General features: G+C 68.3%; 10 protein-coding genes. 4 read left to right on the top strand and 6 right to left on the bottom strand.

The window, feature by feature from the left end; translation table 11 throughout:
- Window positions 1-113 precede the first annotated feature (113 nt).
- The 4 genes from A5789_RS19075 to A5789_RS38590 form a co-directional block, all read right to left on the bottom strand.
- Entirely contained in the window at window positions 114-3698 is a 3585-nt protein-coding gene (locus tag A5789_RS19075; RefSeq protein ID WP_064902584.1) for a serine/threonine-protein kinase, read from the bottom strand.
- Between the two features lie 198 nt (window positions 3699-3896).
- Window positions 3897-6059, bottom strand: coding sequence for a 3-hydroxyacyl-CoA dehydrogenase NAD-binding domain-containing protein (locus A5789_RS19070; RefSeq protein WP_063010985.1), 2163 nt, complete (start codon window positions 6057-6059; stop codon window positions 3897-3899).
- A gap of 38 nt (window positions 6060-6097) precedes the next feature.
- Window positions 6098-7309, bottom strand: coding sequence for an acetyl-CoA C-acetyltransferase (locus tag A5789_RS19065; protein WP_063010983.1), 1212 nt, complete (start codon window positions 7307-7309; stop codon window positions 6098-6100).
- Between the two features lie 299 nt (window positions 7310-7608).
- The gene (locus tag A5789_RS38590) at window positions 7609-10659 is read right to left on the bottom strand and encodes a DNA polymerase III subunit gamma and tau (RefSeq protein ID WP_082940811.1); all 3051 of its coding nucleotides are present in this window, start codon (window positions 10657-10659) and stop codon (window positions 7609-7611) included.
- Between the two features lie 435 nt (window positions 10660-11094).
- Between A5789_RS38590 and A5789_RS19055 the strand changes: the two genes are divergently transcribed.
- From A5789_RS19055 to A5789_RS19040, 4 genes are all read left to right on the top strand, one after another.
- Window positions 11095-11937 (top strand): hypothetical protein, encoded by an 843-nt coding sequence (locus A5789_RS19055; RefSeq protein WP_227462884.1) that lies wholly within the window; start codon window positions 11095-11097, stop codon window positions 11935-11937.
- 93 nt (window positions 11938-12030) lie between these two features.
- Window positions 12031-13341, top strand: coding sequence for an ammonium transporter (locus A5789_RS19050; protein ID WP_064902597.1), 1311 nt, complete (start codon window positions 12031-12033; stop codon window positions 13339-13341).
- 89 nt (window positions 13342-13430) lie between these two features.
- Window positions 13431-15692: an MMPL family transporter gene (locus A5789_RS19045; RefSeq protein ID WP_064902586.1), complete on the top strand. Its 2262-nt coding sequence runs from the start codon at window positions 13431-13433 to the stop codon at window positions 15690-15692.
- On the top strand, window positions 15689-16375 hold the full coding sequence (locus tag A5789_RS19040) for a TetR/AcrR family transcriptional regulator (protein WP_063010980.1): 687 nt from the start codon (window positions 15689-15691) through the stop codon (window positions 16373-16375). The genes A5789_RS19045 and A5789_RS19040 overlap by 4 nt, the downstream gene beginning before the upstream one ends.
- A 35-nt stretch (window positions 16376-16410) precedes the next feature.
- Here A5789_RS19040 and A5789_RS19035 read toward each other — a convergent pair whose 3' ends face one another.
- Together A5789_RS19035 and A5789_RS19030 are read right to left on the bottom strand one after the other, a co-directional pair.
- The gene (locus tag A5789_RS19035; RefSeq protein WP_155525694.1) at window positions 16411-17577 is read right to left on the bottom strand and encodes a neutral zinc metallopeptidase; all 1167 of its coding nucleotides are present in this window, start codon (window positions 17575-17577) and stop codon (window positions 16411-16413) included.
- A 6-nt stretch (window positions 17578-17583) separates the two neighbouring features.
- Entirely contained in the window at window positions 17584-18516 is a 933-nt protein-coding gene (locus A5789_RS19030) for a neutral zinc metallopeptidase (RefSeq protein WP_063010978.1), read from the bottom strand.
- Between the last annotated feature and the right edge of the window lie 211 nt (window positions 18517-18727).

Here is an 18727-nt window from a genome sequence, read left to right as displayed (position 1 = left end):
CCCCCGGGCCGTGGGGGTGGGGGTTGTGGGGTTGTCTGTCTTCACCCACACTTTGTCTTGGGGGGGGGGGGGGGGGGGCGCGGCGGCCCCCCCCCCCCCCCCCGCCGGCGTTCTCAGCGCAGCAGTGCGTTCAGGAACGGCCGCGGAATATCGAACGATCCGGTGCCCTCCCCGGCGAGCAGCATGTCGTCACGCAGTGAATGCAGCAGATAGCTCAATTCCGGGCCGGCGTCGAGAAGTGGTCTGGTCCAGCCCAATCGGGCACAGCGGTCCAGCGCCGGCAGCAGTGAGGTGATCGCCTCACCGTTCCAGCCGGCGACCGACAGGCATTCGACCAGCAGTAGCGCGGCATCCAATTCTGCACGGGGACGGTTTTGTTCGACCATCCGGCCGTAGAGCGCGCGCGCCCGTTTCACCGCCGATTCGAGGCCCTCGGCCGCCACGTTCGCCCCGTCCAGACCGCGATAGTGCCGGGCCAGCAGCACGCGCACGGCCGCGACCTCCTCGGCCTCCGCGGTGAGGGCGACCGTACCGGCGGACTGGCGCAGCACCGGAGCGGGCGGCTCCGGCCCCGCGGGCGGCTCGACGAGGCCCAACCGCAGCCGTTCCGCCCGGATATGGGCGGCCATGCGCGGAAGTTTGCGTTCGGCCGCCATCCGCGCACCCTCGTCGAGCCGGGCTCGCGCGGTTTCGGTATCGCCGAGCACCGCTTTGACCCGCGCACCGACCACGAACGTGGTGATCATGAAATCCACCGCACCGATCCGCGCCGGCAACTGGTGGCTCTGCTCGAGCAGCCGATCCGCAGCCTCCAGATCACCGCGCCGATACCTCAGCTCCCCCAGCAGCGCCGCCGCCACCCGCACGGCATGCGAACGCGGCCCCGAGCGCTCCCGGCCGATCTGCCAGGCCTTCTCGAAATACCGTGTAGCGGTGTCGATATCGAGCTTCTCGTAGGCCACCGCGCCGGTATTGAGCAGACCCAGCACCACCCCGAGCGGATCCTTGGACCTGCTGTGATAGGGCGCGGCCCAGTCCTGGATGGCCAGCGCGCCGTCGAAATCGAAGTCGCACAGCCGCACGAACGACACCAGATTCGCGGCGGTGGACACCGTCCACGGCGGCAGCTCGTCGGGCTCCTCCAGACACGGCAGCACCTTCTCGAGCACACCGTCGGTGCGGTCGCGGGCCACCAGGTCGGCGGCCGACAGCACCGCGGCCTCACAGCGCTGCCGGGTGGCATCGGCATCGGAGGGCGAACTGCGGGCGAGCATATTCGACAGCCGTCCCAGCGCCGTGCGGGCCGCTCCGGACTGTTGCAGATTGATATTGGCGCGCGCCAGCGTCATCAGCAGCTTCGACCGCGAAGTCACCTGCTGCACAGGCAGTTTCGACACCGTGCCGAGCAGGGTCGCCAGGCGCGAGGTGTCGATCAGGTCCATGCCGCCGTTCTCGACCAGATCCACCGCCATCTTCAGATCGGTGGCGGCCAGGGCGTGATCGACCGACTTGCGCAGTTGCTGATGTTCGGCGTACCAGCGAGATGCCTTGCGGTGCAACGATTTCAATTTGCCGGGATGAACCCGGTCGAGCCGGGCACGCAACTGCTCGGCGAACAGCGGCTGGATCCGGAACCAGCCCGGGTCGTGTTCGACGCGGGTGACGAACAGCTCGCGCTGTTGCGCCTGTTCCAGCAGTTGCTCGGCATCGGGTTCACCGCTGAGGGCCGCGGCCAGCCCGCCGTTGAGCTTCTCCGCGACCGAGATCGACATCAGGAATTCGAGCATGCGCGGCTCGAGCCCCGCCAGCACGTTCTCGGCCAGATACTCCCGGATGGCGTGGTTTCCGCCGGATAGATGGGCGATCAGCTGCGCCGGATCCACGGGCGCGCCCGTGGTGGCTCCGCGCAGCGACAAGCTGACCAGCTGGATCGCCGCCGGCCACCCGTCGGTGGCGGCGTGGATCTGTTCGACCTGTTCGTCGGTGAGCGGAAACTTGTTGCGCTCCAGCAAGATCTGCCGGGTCTCGGCGAGAGTCAGCCGCAGTTCGTGGCTGCCGACCTCGACCAGCTCGTCGCATACCCGCATCCGGCTCAGCGGCAGACCGGACTGCTCGCGGGTGGTGATCACGAAGCGCAGATGGTGACATCCGTTCTCCAGCAACGCATCCATCACCCGATGCGCGCCCTCGTCGGAGACCCGATCCCAGTTCTCCACCACCACCACGACGACCTGCCCGCCGCTGTGGATCTCGTCGATCAGGGTGGAGATCGCATAAGGCACCGCCTCCGCGGGGCGCTCCTCGAGCACCTCCGCCAGCCCGGAACCGATATCCGGCGCCACTCGCCGGATGGCCTGGATCAGATGGGCCAGCAGCCACACCTCGTTGTCGTCGTCGTGATCGATCCCGATCCACGCCACCGCGATGCCGTCGGCGGTGAGTTCGGAGCGCCACTGGGCGGCGATCGTACTTTTCCCGAAGCCCGCCGGTCCGTGGATCACAGCGAGCCGGCGGCGGCCACCCGTGCGCAGGATATCGAGCAGCCGCGGCCGGGGAATCGGCTCGCGGGCCGGGGTCGGCGGACGGAATTTCGTTGCGGCCGTGGGCGGTAGCGTCGCGGGCGGGGCGAGGGCGGGCGCCCCCGGAGCGCGCAGCGCGGGCAGGCCCAGGACCGCGCGGCTGCGACGCGAGGTGATCGGGCGGGGCGGCGCCTCGGTGGCGGCGGTGCGGCCGTCGGTCGTTTCGCCGTCGAGCAGAGCCATCTCGTCGGCCGATTCGCCGTGCGCGATCTGCACCGCGCGCATCTCCTGCCCGAACTCCAGGGCGGAGGCCGGGCGATCGGCCGGATCCTGGGCCATGGCCTGTTCGATCACGCCCGCCACATCGGCTGGAATGTCCTGTTCGCGCAGATCCGGGACCGGCTGAGTGGTGATCCGCAGGAATTGGGCGACCACGCGCTCGCCGGAGCGGCGTTCGAAGGCGGCGTGCCCGGTCAGCAGCGCGAACAGGGTTGCGCCCAAACCGTACACATCCGACCTAACGGTCGGTTCCTCACCCTTGAGCACCTCGGGTGCGGTGAAGGCCGGTGATCCCGTGATCATGCTGGTCGAGGTCTGGAAACCACCCGGAATGCGCGCGATGCCGAAATCTGTGAGCTGTGGTTCGCCGTAGCGGCTCAGCAGCACGTTCGCCGGTTTCACATCCCGATGCAGGACGTGCACACGATGTGCGCTCTCGATCGCGCCCGCGAGTTTCACACCGACCCGCAGCGAATCCGACCAGCTCAGCGGGCCGTGATCGCGGATCAGCTGTTCCAGCGAGCCGTGCGCGGCGAACGGCATGACGATGAACGGCAGGCCGCTGGGCGTGACGTCGACCTGCAGGACGTCGACGATATTCGGATGGCCCGACAGCCGGCCCATGGCATGTTCCTCGCGCAGGAACCGCTCCCGGCTCTCCTCGTCGATCTCCGAGGACAGCACCTTGACCGCCACCACGCGATCCAGCGCCCGCTGCGCACAGCGATAGACCACCCCGAAACCGCCGCGCCCGATCTCCTGGGCATCGAACAACCCCATCGCCTCGAGTTCGTCGGCGATGCGAATCGGTTGGTAGCGCTGGGTATTCGCCCCCGCGGCTGCCTCCGAGTCCGCCGCGGGATCGTCGTCGCTGCGGACCTTGCCCGTCTGTGGATTCATCTGGCCACCTCGAACGTTCCGCCCTCATTCCAACGTAGCGCGGTCGGTGCGCATCCGGACACAGTTCCGCCCGCTTCGATTCGCGACCGTTTCCATCGGCAGCGGACACGCGAGTGAAGGCGACGAGACAGCACACGGCCCGGATCACGCGAAAACGTGATCCGGGCCGTCGCAGAGCATCTCGGCGTGGCGAGAACCTTACTTGCGCAGCGAGTCCGGCACCTGGAAGCGCTCACCGAACTTCGCGGCCAGCTCGTCGGCACGGGCGATGAAGCCCTCCGTGCCACCGGGGTAGCCGACGATGAACTGGTGCACACCACCGGTCCAGGCCGGGTAGCCGATACCGAAGATCGAGCCGATGTTCGCGTCGGCGGTGCTGGTCAGCACGCCCTCGTCGAAGCACTTCTGGGTCTCGATGGCCTCGATGAACAGCATGCGGTCCTTCAGATCCTGCAGCGTGACGCCCTCGGGCAGCTCACGCTTGGAGTTGAAGGCGTCGCGCAGGCCCTCCCACAGACCGGCGGTCTTGCCGTCGGCGTAGTTGTAGAAGCCCGCACCGTGCAGCTTGCCCTTGCGATCGAACTTGTCGATCATGGTCTCGACCACGCGGCCCGAGGCCAGCGAAGCGGCGGAGATCGCGATGCCGTCCTTCTCGGCGGCCTCCTTGGTCTCCTTGAAGATCTTCTGCATGGTCTCGAAGTTGAGCTCGTCGCTCAGCTTCAGCGGCGCGGCCGGGTAGCCCGCCTGCAGACCGGCCTGCTCGATGGTCTGCGGGTCGATGTTCTCCTCGAGCATCATGATGGCCTCGTTGATGAACGTGCCGATGACGCGAGAGGTGAAGAAGCCGCGGCTGTCGTTGACCACGATCGGGGTCTTGCGGATCGCGAGGGTGTAGTCGTACACCCGGGCCAGCGCCTCGTCGGAGGTCTTCTCGCCACGAATGATCTCCACCAGCGGCATCTTGTCGACCGGGGAGAAGAAGTGGATGCCGATGAAGTCCTCGGCCCGCTTCACACCGTTGGCCAGCAGGGTGATCGGCAGGGTGGAGGTGTTGGAGCCCAGCAGCGCGTCCGCGTCGACGACGTCCTCGATCTCCTGGAAGACCTTGGCCTTCAGGTCGGGGTTCTCGAACACGGCCTCGATCACGAAGTCCACACCGGCCAGATCCTGGGGATCGGCGGTCGGGTGGATGCGATCCAGCAGCGCCTTGGACTTCTCCTCGGTGGTCTTGCCACGCGAGAGCGCCTTCTCCTCGAGCTTCACCGAGTACTGCTTGCCGCGGTCGGCGTTCTCCTGGGAGACGTCCTTCAGCACGACCTCGTAGCCGGCCTTGGCCGAGACGTAGGCGATGCCCGCGCCCATCATGCCGGCGCCGAGCACGCCGATCTTCTTGATCTCACGCTTGGGCACGTCCTTCGGACGCGAACCGCCGTTGTTGATCGCCTGCAGGTCGAAGAAGAACGCCTGGATCATGTTCTTCGCGACCGGGCCGGTCAGCAGCGAGACGAAGTAGCGCGACTCGATCAGCGACGCGTTGTCGAAGTCGACCTGCGCGCCCTCGACCGCGGCGGCCATGATGGCCCGCGGCGCCGGCATGTTCTGGCCCTTGAGCTGCTTGCGCAGGTTGGCCGGGAAGGCCGGCAGGTTGGCGGCCAGCGCCGGGCTCGACGGCGAGCCGCCGGGGATCTTGAAGCCCTTGCGGTCCCACGGCTGGGTGGCGGCCTCGGCGTTGTCCTTGTTGGCCTTGATCCACGCCTTGGCGGCCGGGACGAGCTCCTCGACGCTGCCGACGACCTCGTTGATCAGGCCCTTTGCCTTGGCCTTCTGCGCGGTGAACTTGTTGCCCTGCAGCAGCACGCTCATCAGTCCGTCGGCGATGCCGAGCATGCGGGTGATGCGGGTGACACCGCCACCGGCCGGGAGCAGGCCGAGCGAGACCTCGGGCAGACCGATCTGCACGCCCTTGACGTCGGCGGCGATGCGGTAGTGCGTGGCCAGCGCGATCTCCAGGCCACCGCCGAGCGCGGCGCCGTTGATGGCGGCCACGACCGGCTTGCCCAGGGTCTCGAGGCGACGCAGGTCGGCCTTGATGCTGGTGAGTTCTTCCATGATGTCCGGAGCGTTCTCCGGAGTGGTCTTCATCATGTTCTTGAGGTCACCGCCGGCGAAGAAGGTCTTCTTCGCGGAGGTGATGACGACACCGCTGATGTCGTCGACCTCGGCGACCAGGCGGTCCACCGTGGCGTGCATCGAGCTCTTGTAGAGCTCGTTCATCGTGTTGGCGCCCTGGTTCGGGTCGTCCATGGTCAGCACGACGATGCCGTCGGCGTCCTTTTCCCAGCCGATCATGTTCTCTGTCATAGTTTTTCGTTCTCCTGGAGAATGTGAAGGGTTGGGCGTCAGACGCGCTCGATGATGGTGGCCACACCCATGCCGCCGCCGATGCACAGGGTCACCAGGGCGTAGCGGGCGTTGCGGCGCTCCAGCTCGTCGACCATGGTGCCGGTGATCATCGCGCCGGTGGCGCCCAGCGGGTGGCCCATCGCGATGGCGCCGCCGTTGACGTTCAGCTTCTCGTCCGGGATCTTCAGATCCTTCTGGAACTTCAGCGCCACCGAGGCGAAGGCCTCGTTGATCTCGAACAGGTCGATGTCCTCGACCGACAGACCGGCCTTGGCCAGCGCCTTGTGCGCCGCCGGGGTCGGGCCGGTGAGCATGATGGTGGCGTCGGCGCCGCTGGTGGCGGTGGCGACGATGCGGGCGCGCGGGGTCAGACCCGAAGCGGCGCCGGCCTCCTCGGTGCCGACCAGCACCAGCGCGGCGCCGTCGACGATGCCCGAGCTGTTACCGCCGTGGTGCACGTGGTCGATCTGCTCGATGTAGTGGAACTTCTGCAGCGCGACGGCGTCGAAGCCACCCATTTCGCCGATGCCCGCGAAGGACGGCTTCAGCTTGGCGAGATCCTCGACGGTGGTGCCGGGACGCATGTGCTCGTCCTGGTCGAGCACGGTCAGGCCGTTGATGTCCTTGACCGGCACGACGGACTTGGCGAAGTAGCCGCCGGACCACGCCTGTGCGGCGAGCTCCTGCGAGCGCACGGCGAACTTGTCGACGTCCTCGCGGGTGAAGCCCTCGATGGTGGCGATCAGGTCGGCGCCGATGCCCTGGGGCGCGATGTAGAGGTCGTAGCTGGTGGCCGGGTCGGCGAACAGCGCACCGCCGTCGGAGCCCATCGGGACGCGCGACATCGACTCGACACCACCGGCGAGGACCAGGTCCTCGAAGCCGGAGCGCACCTTCTGCGCGGCCATGTTCACGGCCTCGAGGCCGGAGGCGCAGAAGCGGTTGATCTGCACACCGCCGACCGTGTCGGGCAGGCCCGCGGTCAGCACGGTGGTGCGGGCGATGTCGGCACCCTGGTCGCCGATCGGCGACACGACACCCAGGATGATGTCCGAGATGCGATCCTCGTCGAGGTTCGGGAAGCGGTTGCGCAGCTCCTGGACCAGACCGGTCGTCAGATCGATCGGCTTGACCGAGTGCAGCGAGCCCTTCTTGTTGCGGCCGCGCGGGGTGCGGATGGCCTCGAAAATGTAGGCCTCTGTGGTCATATCGGAGTGTTTCCTTCCTTAAAGGTGCCGACCGGCCATCCGACCGACCGTGTTCGATCCCGGCGAGCCCGCAGGCACACCACACCGGCGAACCGGGAGGTCACACACGGTTCCCTCCACAAGTCCGCCGAGCGCATAACGCTGTACAAACGCCGACATGCATCGACCTACGAGGCCCCGGGGCGCCCGTATGCCTGGGCATACCATAGAACCTCGTAGCACCGATGCTGACGACCACCCGTTCATAGTACAGCGGGATGCGAACTCCGGTTAACTTAACGTATTCCGGCAGGTGGCTGTCAACCACCCAGATGTGTGGCACCCAACTCAGTTCGCAGCAACTCCAAGGCCACCTCATCGGGGTCGCGGCGCTGTTCCGGGGGGACCGGTCGCGCCGATTCCGCGAGCATCTCCTGCTCTTCTTCCGGCGTCAACGCAGGTGGGACACCGTCGTAACCTACCGGTGAGTAGTCCGGCGGCCCGGGATCGTCCGGAAGGTCCGGCGCCTCGGGCGGCGGAATATCGTCGTCCGGCGCCGCTCGGTCGGCGGCACCGGCACTGCGCGGCGGGCGGAATTCCCGCCGCTGGCCCTGTCCCTGACTGTCGCGCCGATCGGCCGCGGCGCCCCTGGTGTCGGTCTGACCGCCGCGCGCATCGCCGTCCGCCGGCTGCGCCTGGTTCTGGCTGGGCCGGACGAATCGCGGAGGTTGCTGCTGCCCGGGGTTGCCCCCGCCCGCACCCCGGCCGGCCGGCGGTTCCGCGCCGCCGCGGGCAGAACGCTCCGAGGCCGCACCACCGGCACGCGCACCACCGGTGTCACCCGACCCGACTTCCCACCGCACGCCGTACTGCCGGCCGATCACCGCGTGCACCGCGGCCCGGACGGCGTCGATGTTCTGCGGGATCGACAGACGCTGCGCGAGCGGAGCATGCGGATGCGCGAACACGATCGTGTCGTCCTCGACGCGGACGGCCCCGACCGCACCCGAGAGCAGCGCCGGCAAGGCCGCACTCGACTCTCGCGCCTTGGCCCGGATATCGGCCCAGGCGGTCTCGATCTCCCGCAGAACGTCCCCACCCGTATCGGCGGGCGAGGCCACCGGTTGCGTGGTCGCATCATCTGCGGCGCGGTCCACCGCCGCGCCCGACGCATCCCGCGCCCCGGGGCCGGCGGCCGCAGCGGGTTCGGCGACGGAAGCTCGGGCAGCACCGGCATCATCGCCGGAAGCGGGGGCGGACTCGGACTCGGCACCGCGGGAATCGGGACCCGCGCCGGCATCCGGACCGTTCGAACCCGCGGCGCTCGTCGGCCGACCGGCCGGAACCGAATCGCGATCGGGCTCGGGCTCGAAGGACCTTTCGGTGGACGCGGCCGAGCCCGAGGGATCTCCTACCTCCGGTCCGTCCGCGACCGATCCGGAAGCGGCGGCGTTCTGCCGGTCGTGAGCGCCCTCATCGGATTCGGGCGACACCGGGCTTCGGGGGGCAGTGGAGGCCGCGCTACCGGGTTCGGGATGCGACACGTCGAGCGATTCCGGCTGGGCGACGGGATCCGCAGCGGACGGCCGATCGACAGCGACCGATTCGGCTGCGGCAACGCCCCGATCGGGAGCGGACTCCACCGCCCCGTCATGTCGCTCGGTATGGGCAACCGACTGTGCGCCGGAGGAAGATCCGGCGTCCGGTCCCGACTCGACGCCCCGATCGGCACTGCCCGCGGTGGGGTCGGAAGCGGTTGTCGCCGTGGCCTTTTCGTCCCCATCCGTACCGGTCGACGCCTGACGACCGGTTTCACGGTCGGCCGATCCGGCTTCAGCGGTCGCTGTGGCGCCGGGCGCGGAGACCTGCTCACCGGTCGCCGGAACATCGGCGGCACCGGGTGCGGACCGATCATCCGAGGACGGGCCACCGACCGGGGCCGCACCGTGCGAATCGGCCGAAAGTCCTTGGGGCCGTTGCTCTTGCGACTCCTGCTGGGATTGCGGCGGCGCCGATGATTGCGGGCCGGTCGGCGATTGCGCCCGCTGCGCCGGATGCGGCGCACTCTTCTTCCCCCGCATCGCGGCCAGCGCTTCGGCGCCACGGCGGCGTGGCTCACCCGACGGCCGGCCCGCGCCACCGGAGGACTCCGGCGCGGCGGCGGGAGCAGCGGAAGACTGTGGCGCCGCGGCGGGCCCGGCGGCCGGGACACCGCCGGATTCCATCCGCCGTTCCAGCCGTTCCAGTCGCTGCAACGCCGCCGATTCGGCCTCCGAGACCGAGGGCAGCAGCATGCGGGCGCACACCACCTCCAGTAGGAGCCGGGGCGCGGTGGCGCCGCGCATCTCGCCGAGGCCCTCGTGCAGCAGCTCCGCGTAGCGGGCGAGGGTAGCCGGGCCGATCCGGTCGGCCTGGTCCGCCATCCGGTCGATCACATCGCCGGGGCCGGTGACCAAATTGCGCTCGGCGGCATCGGGAACCGCGCGCAGCAGGATCAGGTCGCGGATGCGTTCGAGCAGGTCGGTGGCGAAGCGGCGGGGATCGTGACCGGCCTCCACCACTCGGTCGACGGTGGCGAACAGGGCCGCGCCGTCGTCGGCGGCCAGCGCGTCGACGGCCTCGTCGATCAGCGCGATATCGGTGACGCCGAGCAGCGCCAGCGCACGGGGATAGGTGACACCTTCGGGGCCGGCTCCGGCCAGCAACTGGTCGAGCACACTGAGGCTGTCGCGTGGCGAACCACCGCCGGCCCGAATCACCAGCGGGTACACCGATTCCTCGACCTGCACCTGTTCCTGCTCGCAGATCTTGCCGAGCAGCCCGCGCATGGTGGCCGGCGGCAGCAGCCGGAACGGGTAGTGATGGGTGCGCGAGCGAATGGTCGGCAGCACCTTGTCCGGCTCGGTGGTGGCGAAGATGAAGATCAGGTGGGCCGGTGGCTCCTCGACGATCTTCAGCAGCGCATTGAATCCGGCCGTGGTGACCATATGCGCCTCGTCCACGATGAAGACGCGGTAGCGCGATTCCGCGGGCGCGTAGAACGCACGATCGCGTAGCTCGCGGGTGTCGTCCACGCCGCCGTGGCTGGCGGCGTCGAGTTCGATCACGTCGAGATTGCCGGGCCCGCCCGGAGCCAGCGCGACGCACGACGGGCACACCCCGCACGGTCGCGAGGTCGGACCCTCGACGCAGTTCAGCGAGCGCGCCAGAATGCGCGCCGAGGACGTCTTGCCACAACCTCGCGGGCCGGAGAACAGGTAGGCATGACTGATCCGCCCGGTGTCGAGCGCGGTACTCAGCGGATCGGTGACGTGCTCCTGCCCCACTACCTCGGCGAAGGATGCCGGTCGATACTTCCGGTACAGAGCCACGGCCCGAGGGTACCGGCGGACACCGACAGGGAACCATTCGCGCACCCGGTTTCCACCCCACCCGCCGAAGCGTTCGGTGGCATGAATAAACTATGATCTACATCACAAGCATTCTTTTCGTCCGATCTCACCGCGGACAACCGACCTGGTCAACAATCGGTTCGCGCCCGGAAATCGGAAACGGTGTGAATGTTCTGCCGATTTCGTCTGCGGGCCGTCGAGTAACGAAAGCTTTCGGACACGCGCCCCGTTTGCGACCGAAATTATGGACGTAACGATTCCGTCACCCGATTAGCGCCCGATCTACTCTGCTGACTACCGTTGATTTCGGCAACTTCGGTAGCCAAACCTTCATCAGGTTGGTGTCCCCGGTCGGTCCCTCATCCCGACCGGGGCACAACAACATCCGGCCCGTTTCGGAGGTAATGACGGGTAATGACGACCGTGCCGTCGTGTGACGACATCGCCGCCGCCTGGCTCTCACATACCGATTTCGCCGGCGACCGGACCGCCACCGATCTGCTCAGCCGCGCCATCAGCCCCCGCGACTTCGCTCGCAACCGCGATTCCCTTCCGGTTTCCGCCGCGGCCGATCCGGTCACCGCGGGCGCCATTCTGGAATTGCTGGGCCGCGGCCAGGTTCCCACCATGCCGGCCATTCACACCCTGATCGCACAGAATCGGATACGCGCCGAGGCCGAACGCATCGAACGGCTGGGCCGGCGCGCGCAGCGCAGTATCGACGAATTCGGCCGCACGCTCGCCGAGCTGACCCAGAACTATTGGCACACCCACGCGACAGGCCCGACCCGCCGCGATATTCTCGCCGCCGAACCGGTGATGACGCTGATCCGCGAACGCGTCGGAGATATCGCCCCGAATGCGGTCAAACATTTGTGGCTCATCGAACGGGCGCAGCGCGCGGGGTGGATCGCCTTCGACGCCACGCCGCGTTCGCTGTGCGCGGCCCGGCGCTTCCACTCGGCGAAATACGGCAACCGCGTGTCGCTGCGCCCGGTCAACACCATCGGCACCCTCGTGGCCGAGTTCCTGGACACCTACCGCACCACCCACGGCCGCCCGCCGCGCTGGTCGGTTGTCGCGCACGAGCTGCGCGACGACCGCGGCCGGCGGGTGTTCAACGACACCGCCGACGCCCGCGCCCAGCAGCAGTGGCTCGTCACCGCGCAATGGGTCGCGCTCGAGGACGATCTGCCGGTCCCCGGGGACCGTGGCCGGCGCGCGCTGGCCCGGCGGGCTCGCAAGCGCGGGAATTGAATCCGAACGGAAGTACCAGACTCGCTCATCGGCCCGACACGAGGGGTTCGGTAGTTTCTTGCCACGCGAACGCGTGTGGAAAAGGAGTTGTCCGTGCCCCCGACCATCGACCCCGCCGCCACGGCGTGGCTGTTGACCAGCACCGCGCTGGTCCTGCTCATGACCCCCGGCCTGGCGATCTTCTACGGCGGCATGGTGCGCACGACCGGCGTGCTGAACATGCTGATGATGAGCTTCATCTCCATCCCGCTGGTGACCGTGGTGTGGCTGCTGTTCGGTTACACCCTGGCCTTCGGTGACGACGCCGGCGGTGGATTCATCGGCGGGCTGGAACATTTCGCGATGACCGGCATCACCCCGGGCACCGTGCGCAGCGGCGTTCCGGAACTGCTGTACGCGACCTTCGAACTGACCTTCGCGATCCTCACCGTCGCGCTCGTCAGCGGCGCCATCGCCGATCGCGCCAAGTTCTCCGCGTGGATGGTGTTCGTACCGGTGTGGGCGCTGGTGGTGTTCGCTCCGATCGCGCACTGGGTATGGGGCCCGAACGGCTGGCTGGCTTCCTTCGGCGTGCTCGATTTCGCCGGTGGTCTGGTGGTCGAAATCGCTTCCGGCGCTTCGGCTCTCGCCTTGGCGCTGGTATTGGGACCGCGGATCGGGTTCAAGGTGGACGCGATGCGCCCGCACAATCTGCCGTTCGTGTTGCTGGGCGCCGGACTGCTGTGGTTCGGCTGGTTCGGCTTCAACGCCGGATCCGCGTTCAAGGCCGACGGACTGGCCGCCGCGGTCTTCCTGAACACCTTGGTCGCGGGCTGTCTGGGCATGCTCGGCTGGTTGATCGTGGAGCAGATCCGCGACGGCCGCCCGACCACCTTCGGCGCGGCCTCCGGCGCGGTGGCCGGTCTGGTCGCGATAACGCCCTCGTGCGGTTCGGTCAATGCCCTCGGCGCGGTGATCGTGGGCTTGGCGGCCGGTGTGGTCTGCTCCTTCGCGGTCGGCTGGAAATTCAAGGCGGGCTACGACGATTCGCTCGATGTGGTGGGCGTGCACTTCACCGGTGGCGTGGTCGGCACCCTGTTGATCGGTGTGCTGGCGAACCGGGTGATGACCGGCGGATCGCGCGGGTTGTTCTACGGCGGCGGACTCGCCCAGCTCGGAAAGCAGGCGGTCGGCGTCGTTGTGGTCGCGCTGTGGGCCTTCGGCGTCTCCTATCTGATCGGCAAGGTCATCGATCGCGTGATTGGCTTCCGGGTCAGCAAGGAGGACGAGGTCGGCGGCATCGACTTCGCCCTGCACGCCGAGACCGCCTATGTCGAGGGCGTGCACGGCCACGCCCCGCGCGGGCTGTTCGGTCATCATCCGCACAACGGCGGTGAGCGACCCGCCGGTGACGTGGATCGCTGACACCGATCCCGGCTCTCCTCTTGCGCCCGGCTAGGGTAACGGCGTTACGCTAACACCGTTACCCAATGCCGGCCGCCCGAGGAGCACTCATGCTGACCCGCATCGCACGGCTCGCCACCCGGTACCCGAAACGGGTGCTCTTCGCCGCTCTCGCCCTGGCGCTGCTCTGCGGCGGCTTCGGCGCCACGGTCACCGCCCACCTGCAAGCCGGCGGATTCACCTCCGACAAGGCCGAATCCACCCGCGCGGCACAACTGGTGGCCGACGAGTTCAACGGCGCCCAGCCCAATCTGGTGCTGCTGGTGCACGCCGACGAGGGCGTGGAGTCGGCCGCGGCCCGCTCGGCCGGCGCCGACATCGTCGCCCGGCTCGGCAGTCGCTCCGACACCGTCGGCGTCCGCTCGTATTGGACCAGTCCACCGCAGCTGGCCGCCGCACTGCGCAGCACCGACGGTAAGAGCGCGTTGGTCATGGCCTATCTCACCGGGGGCGACGACAAGGCCCAGCGCGCCGCCGGTGCGATCGCGACCTCCCTGCCCGTTTCCACGCCGGGTGTCACCGTGCAGTCGGGCGGAATCGCCGCTGTCTACCACGATGTCAACAACCAGGTCACCAAGGATCTGGCGATGGCCGAGGGCATCGCGGTCCCGCTCACCGCGATCGTGCTGATCCTGGTGTTCGGCAGCGTGATCGCGGCCTCGCTGCCGTTGGCGGTCGGGATCTTCGCGATTCTGTGCACGCTCGCGATCCTGCGCAGCTTCACCCTCTTCACCGATGTGTCGATCTACGCGCTGAATATGACCACCGCGCTGGGACTGGCCTTGGCGATCGACTACAGCCTGTTCATCGTCAGCCGATACCGCGAGGAATTGGCCGCGGGGTCGAGCCACGAGGCCGCCGCGGTGCGCGCGGTGCAGACCGCGGGACGCACGGTGTTGTTCTCCGCGCTGACGGTCGCGCTCGCGCTGGCTGTGCTCAGCGTCTTCGACATGTACTTCCTGAAGTCGTTCGCCTATGCCGGGGTCGCGGTGGTGGCGGCCGCGGCCATCGCATCGATCGTGATTCTGCCCGCGGCGCTGGTGTTGCTCGGGGACCGGATCAATTCCTGGAATCTGCGGGTGGCGATCCGGAAACTGTTCGGCCGCACCGAGCCCGCAGCGCGACCGGAGCACGAGTCCGGCTGGTATCGCACGGTCACCTGGGTGATGCGGCGGGCGTTGCCGGTCTCCATCGCGATCATCGCGGTGCTGCTCGCGGTCGGCGCGCCATTCCTCGGGGTGAAATTCGGCTATCCCGACGACCGGGTGCTGCCCGCCGGATCGACCAGCCGCGCGGTGGGCGACGAGTTGCGGGCGGAATTCCCCGCCGTGAACTCCGGAACCGGGACGACGATCGTGCTGCCGGGTGCGCCGAGTGGACCCCAGGCGATCAGCGGCTACGCCACGACGCTGTCGAAGGTCGACGGCGTGAACGCGGTGCTGTCGAGTAGCGGCGTCTACGTGTCCGGCGCCCGGATGGGCGGTGCCGCGCCGGGGATGGCCGGCGACTCGGGCCAATATCTCACCGTCACATCGACATTTGATCCCTACTCCCAACAGGCGAAGGATCAGCTGCAGGCATTGCGCGATGTGCCCGCGCCCTCGCCGGCGCTGTTCGGCGGTGCCGCGGCGATGAACGTGGACTCCCTGCACGCCCTGGGAGAACGGCTGCCGCTGGCGATCGCGCTGATCGCACTGGCGACCTTCGTGGTCCTGTTCCTGTTCACCGGCAGCGTGGTGCTCCCGCTGAAGGCCGTGGTGATCAACTCGCTGTCGCTGACCGCGATGTTCGGCATGATGGTGTGGATCTTCCAGGAGGGGCATTTCTCCGGACTGCTCGGCTTCACGCCCACCGGCTTCCTGGTGCCCACCATGCCGATCCTGATGTTCTGCCTGGCCTTCGGGATGTCGATGGACTACGAGGTGTTCCTGCTCTCCCGCATCCGCGAGGCCTGGCTGGCTTCCGACCGCACCGCCGCCGACAACGACCGTTCGGTGGCCATCGGTGTCGCCCGGACCGGTCGCATCGTCACCGCGGCCGCCCTGCTGATGGCGATCGTGCTGGGCGCCATGATCACCGCGAAGGTGTCGTTCATGCAGATGTTCGGTCTCGGTCTCACGATCACCGTGCTGGCCGACGCCACCGTCATCCGCATGCTGCTGGTTCCGGCGCTGATGCGGCTGATGGGCCGCGGAAACTGGTGGGCCCCAGGCCCCTTGGCACGCTGGCACGAGCGGTTCGGTCTCACCGAACATCCCACGCCCGCGACGCCGGAGCGCGCCGCGGAACCGGAACCGGCGGGGCGGCCGTGACACGTTCGAGCCGTCCCCGTTCCGCCCGCGGCTCCGGTACCGAGCTGCGCGCCGAAATCCTCGCCGCGACACGAGAGTTGCTGGCTCGCACCGGCAATGCCGATTCGGTGTCGATCCGTGAGGTCGGCAAGTCGGTGGGCGTCACCGCACCGTCGATCTACCGCCACTTCGCCGACAAGGACGACCTCATCGATGCCGCGGTGGCGGAGGTGTTCGAAGATCTCGACGCGGCCATCGGCGCCGCGAGCGACCCGACCGTCTCGCCCATGTCCCGGATGCGTCAGCAGGGCCTGGCCTATGTGCGCTTCGCCTTGCAGCATCCCGGTCAATACCGAGTCGCCACCGCCGCCTCACCCGGCGAAGGCCCCTCCGCGGTGGACGTGGTGCTGGGTAGTGGTGCGTTCCAACGGTTTTCGCAGACGGTACAGGAGGCGATGGACTCCGGCGTGATCGCGCCCGGCGACCCGATGCCGCTGGTGCTCGAACTCTGGGCCGCCGCCCACGGCATCGCGTCGCTGCTCATCGCCAAACCCCATCTGCCGTGGGGCGACGCCGAAGCCGTCGCCGACCGGGTCATGGCGGCGGCCTGCCTCGGGCATGCGGTCCTGGACGTCATCGGCGGGGAAACGCCGGATCCCGACGAGGGTGCGCGGTGGTTGGCGCAGTTGCGGGAGCAGGGATAGGCCGACCGCTCACGCCGACCGGATTCGGGCGCCGGTCACGACACCGAATCCGACGGCGAGTTCCAGGTGTTGCACATCCAGGTGCGGTTGTTGTCGTGTCCCTGGTCGTACCACGCCCCGTAGTGGTCGGGCGTGCCGTGATCGCGCATATCGCCCGCTCGGTCGCCGCGACGATAGTTGGTCTGACGAATCCTTCCGACCTGATCGGTGGTGAGCGAGCCGACGAATTGCGATGAGCCCACCCACATTCCGCCGAAGCACTGCGCTTCCAGCTCCAGGCGACGCGACAACTCCAATCCGACCGCGGACCGCACCCCCGCGTCGTAGCGATCCTTGTTCTCCTTGTCGGAGATGCCGGAGATCCCTTGTACGTGATGTCCGTACTCGTGTGCGAACACCGAGGCGTAGATCTCGGCCTGGTCGCCGAATTGTTCGACCTGCAGGTGATCGAGCGGCATATAGATCGTGTTGTTGGTCGAGCAGTAGAACGCCGCGTAATTGCCGCCCGAACTGGTGCAGGGCGAGACGGCGTCCACACCGCGCGCGGGCACGCTGACCGTCGGACTCGAGAACGGCAGGTTCGCCGCCTGCAGGACCGGCTGCCACATCCGGTCCAGGCAGTCCTTCTCCGCGTTGAAGAAGGCGGTGGCGGCCGCGACACTCGAACCCCAACGCGGATAACCGCATTCGATATTGATCAGGCCGGAGTCGTGATCGCCGAACAGCGGATTGTTCGCGGTGGCGACAACCGGTTGCGGTCCGGCCGGTTTCGTCGACGTCGGCGCGGCACGCGTGGTTCGCGTCGCGGCCCGGGTGGTGGCGCGAGCCGAGGTGGAGTAGGTGGTGACCTCGGAACTGGACGTGGTCGGGTCACTCGTGCTCGTGGCCCACGTCGGCGTCGTATACGTGAAACTCGGCGCCGACGTCGAATACGACGACGCCGACGAATTGTCACGACCTCCCATGGTCGCGAACGCGACCAAGCCGCCGACCACCACGAAGACGAACAGCACGGCGAAGACCGCACCGACCGCGCCGCCACCGGACCTCGGCGGCGGATAGGGACGGCCGTAATAGCCGGGCGGCGGATACCCCGGCGGCGGGCCGTATCCGGGTGGTGGTCCGTACCCGGGCGGGCCGTAAGGCGGGCGCCCGTGCGGCGGAACACCGTGCGGCGGTGGGTATCTCGGCGGTTGCGGCATGGCGGATCAGCTCACCTGTCCGGACGGCGCGATGAAGGTGTTGCAGGGCGCGGTCGCGTTCTTGTCGAATCCGGTGCTCCACCAGTCGCCGGCGTGTTCCGCGGTGCCGTGGCTGCGCATATCGCCGGCGCTGTCACCCCGGCCGTAGGCATCCTTGCGCGCGGACTGCGCCTGCACCGGCGTCAGCGACTTCCCGCCTGCCGAGGACGCGAAGTACATGCCGTCGAAACAGTTGGCCTGCAATTCGATTCGGCGGGAGAGGTCGAGCCCCTCGTCGCTGTAGAGGCCGGTCTGGCGGCGTTGTTTGTTGGCCGCGCCGAGAATCCCGGACAGCGCCTGGATGTGGTGACCGTATTCGTGGGCGAAGACCGAGAGGTAGATCTCCCAGTGATCGTGGAACATATCCGTCTGCAGCTGACTGATCGGCATGTAGATGGTCTGATCCGCACCGCAGTAGAAGGCCGCGAAATTGCTGCTCGATCCACTGCACGGCGTGGTGATGCCCGAAGTGCTCGCGGTGACAACGAGTTTCGGCGGGGTGAAACTCAACTTCGCCTGCTCCAGCACCGGCTTCCAGGCGTCGGCCAGACAGGCTGCGGCACTGTCGAAGAACGCGCGCGCGGCGTCGACCTGCGTGCTCCACGGGGTGTACGGACAGCGCGCCGGATTCAGCGGCGAACCGGGATCGGCCAGGAGCGGATTGGCGCCGGTCTCGGGGACGCCCGCGGAATCCTTTCCGGGCGGCGGGTTGTAGCTGTAGTTGCCGTGTTCTCCCGTATGTGAGGCGGCGTCGAATCCGGTCCGCACGGCGAAGCGGATGAGGCCCGAGGTGACGATCAGCAGCACCACGACGACGACCGCGCCGAAGCCCCCGCCACCTCGCTTGCGCGGCGGAGCGGAGCGCGGACCGGCCGGACCGTACGGCCGCGGCGGTGGCACGGGTGGACGATGTCCGGGCGGCGCGGACGGTCGATAACCTTGTCCCGCAGCGTATCCGGGATGCCCGCCGTAACCCGGAGCGGCGGGGTACGGCGGAGGCCCGGCGGGCGGTGCGTAACCTGCATAGCCGGGCTGCGGATATCCGGGCGGTGCCGTGTGGCCGTACCCCGGCGGCGGTCCCGGACGCTGCCGGCCGCGCGGAGCATGGGGT

The organism is Nocardia sp. 852002-51101_SCH5132738 (assembly GCF_001665695.1).
Lineage (GTDB): Bacteria > Actinomycetota > Actinomycetes > Mycobacteriales > Mycobacteriaceae > Nocardia > Nocardia nova.
This window is presented reverse-complemented; position numbering and strand designations above follow the sequence as displayed.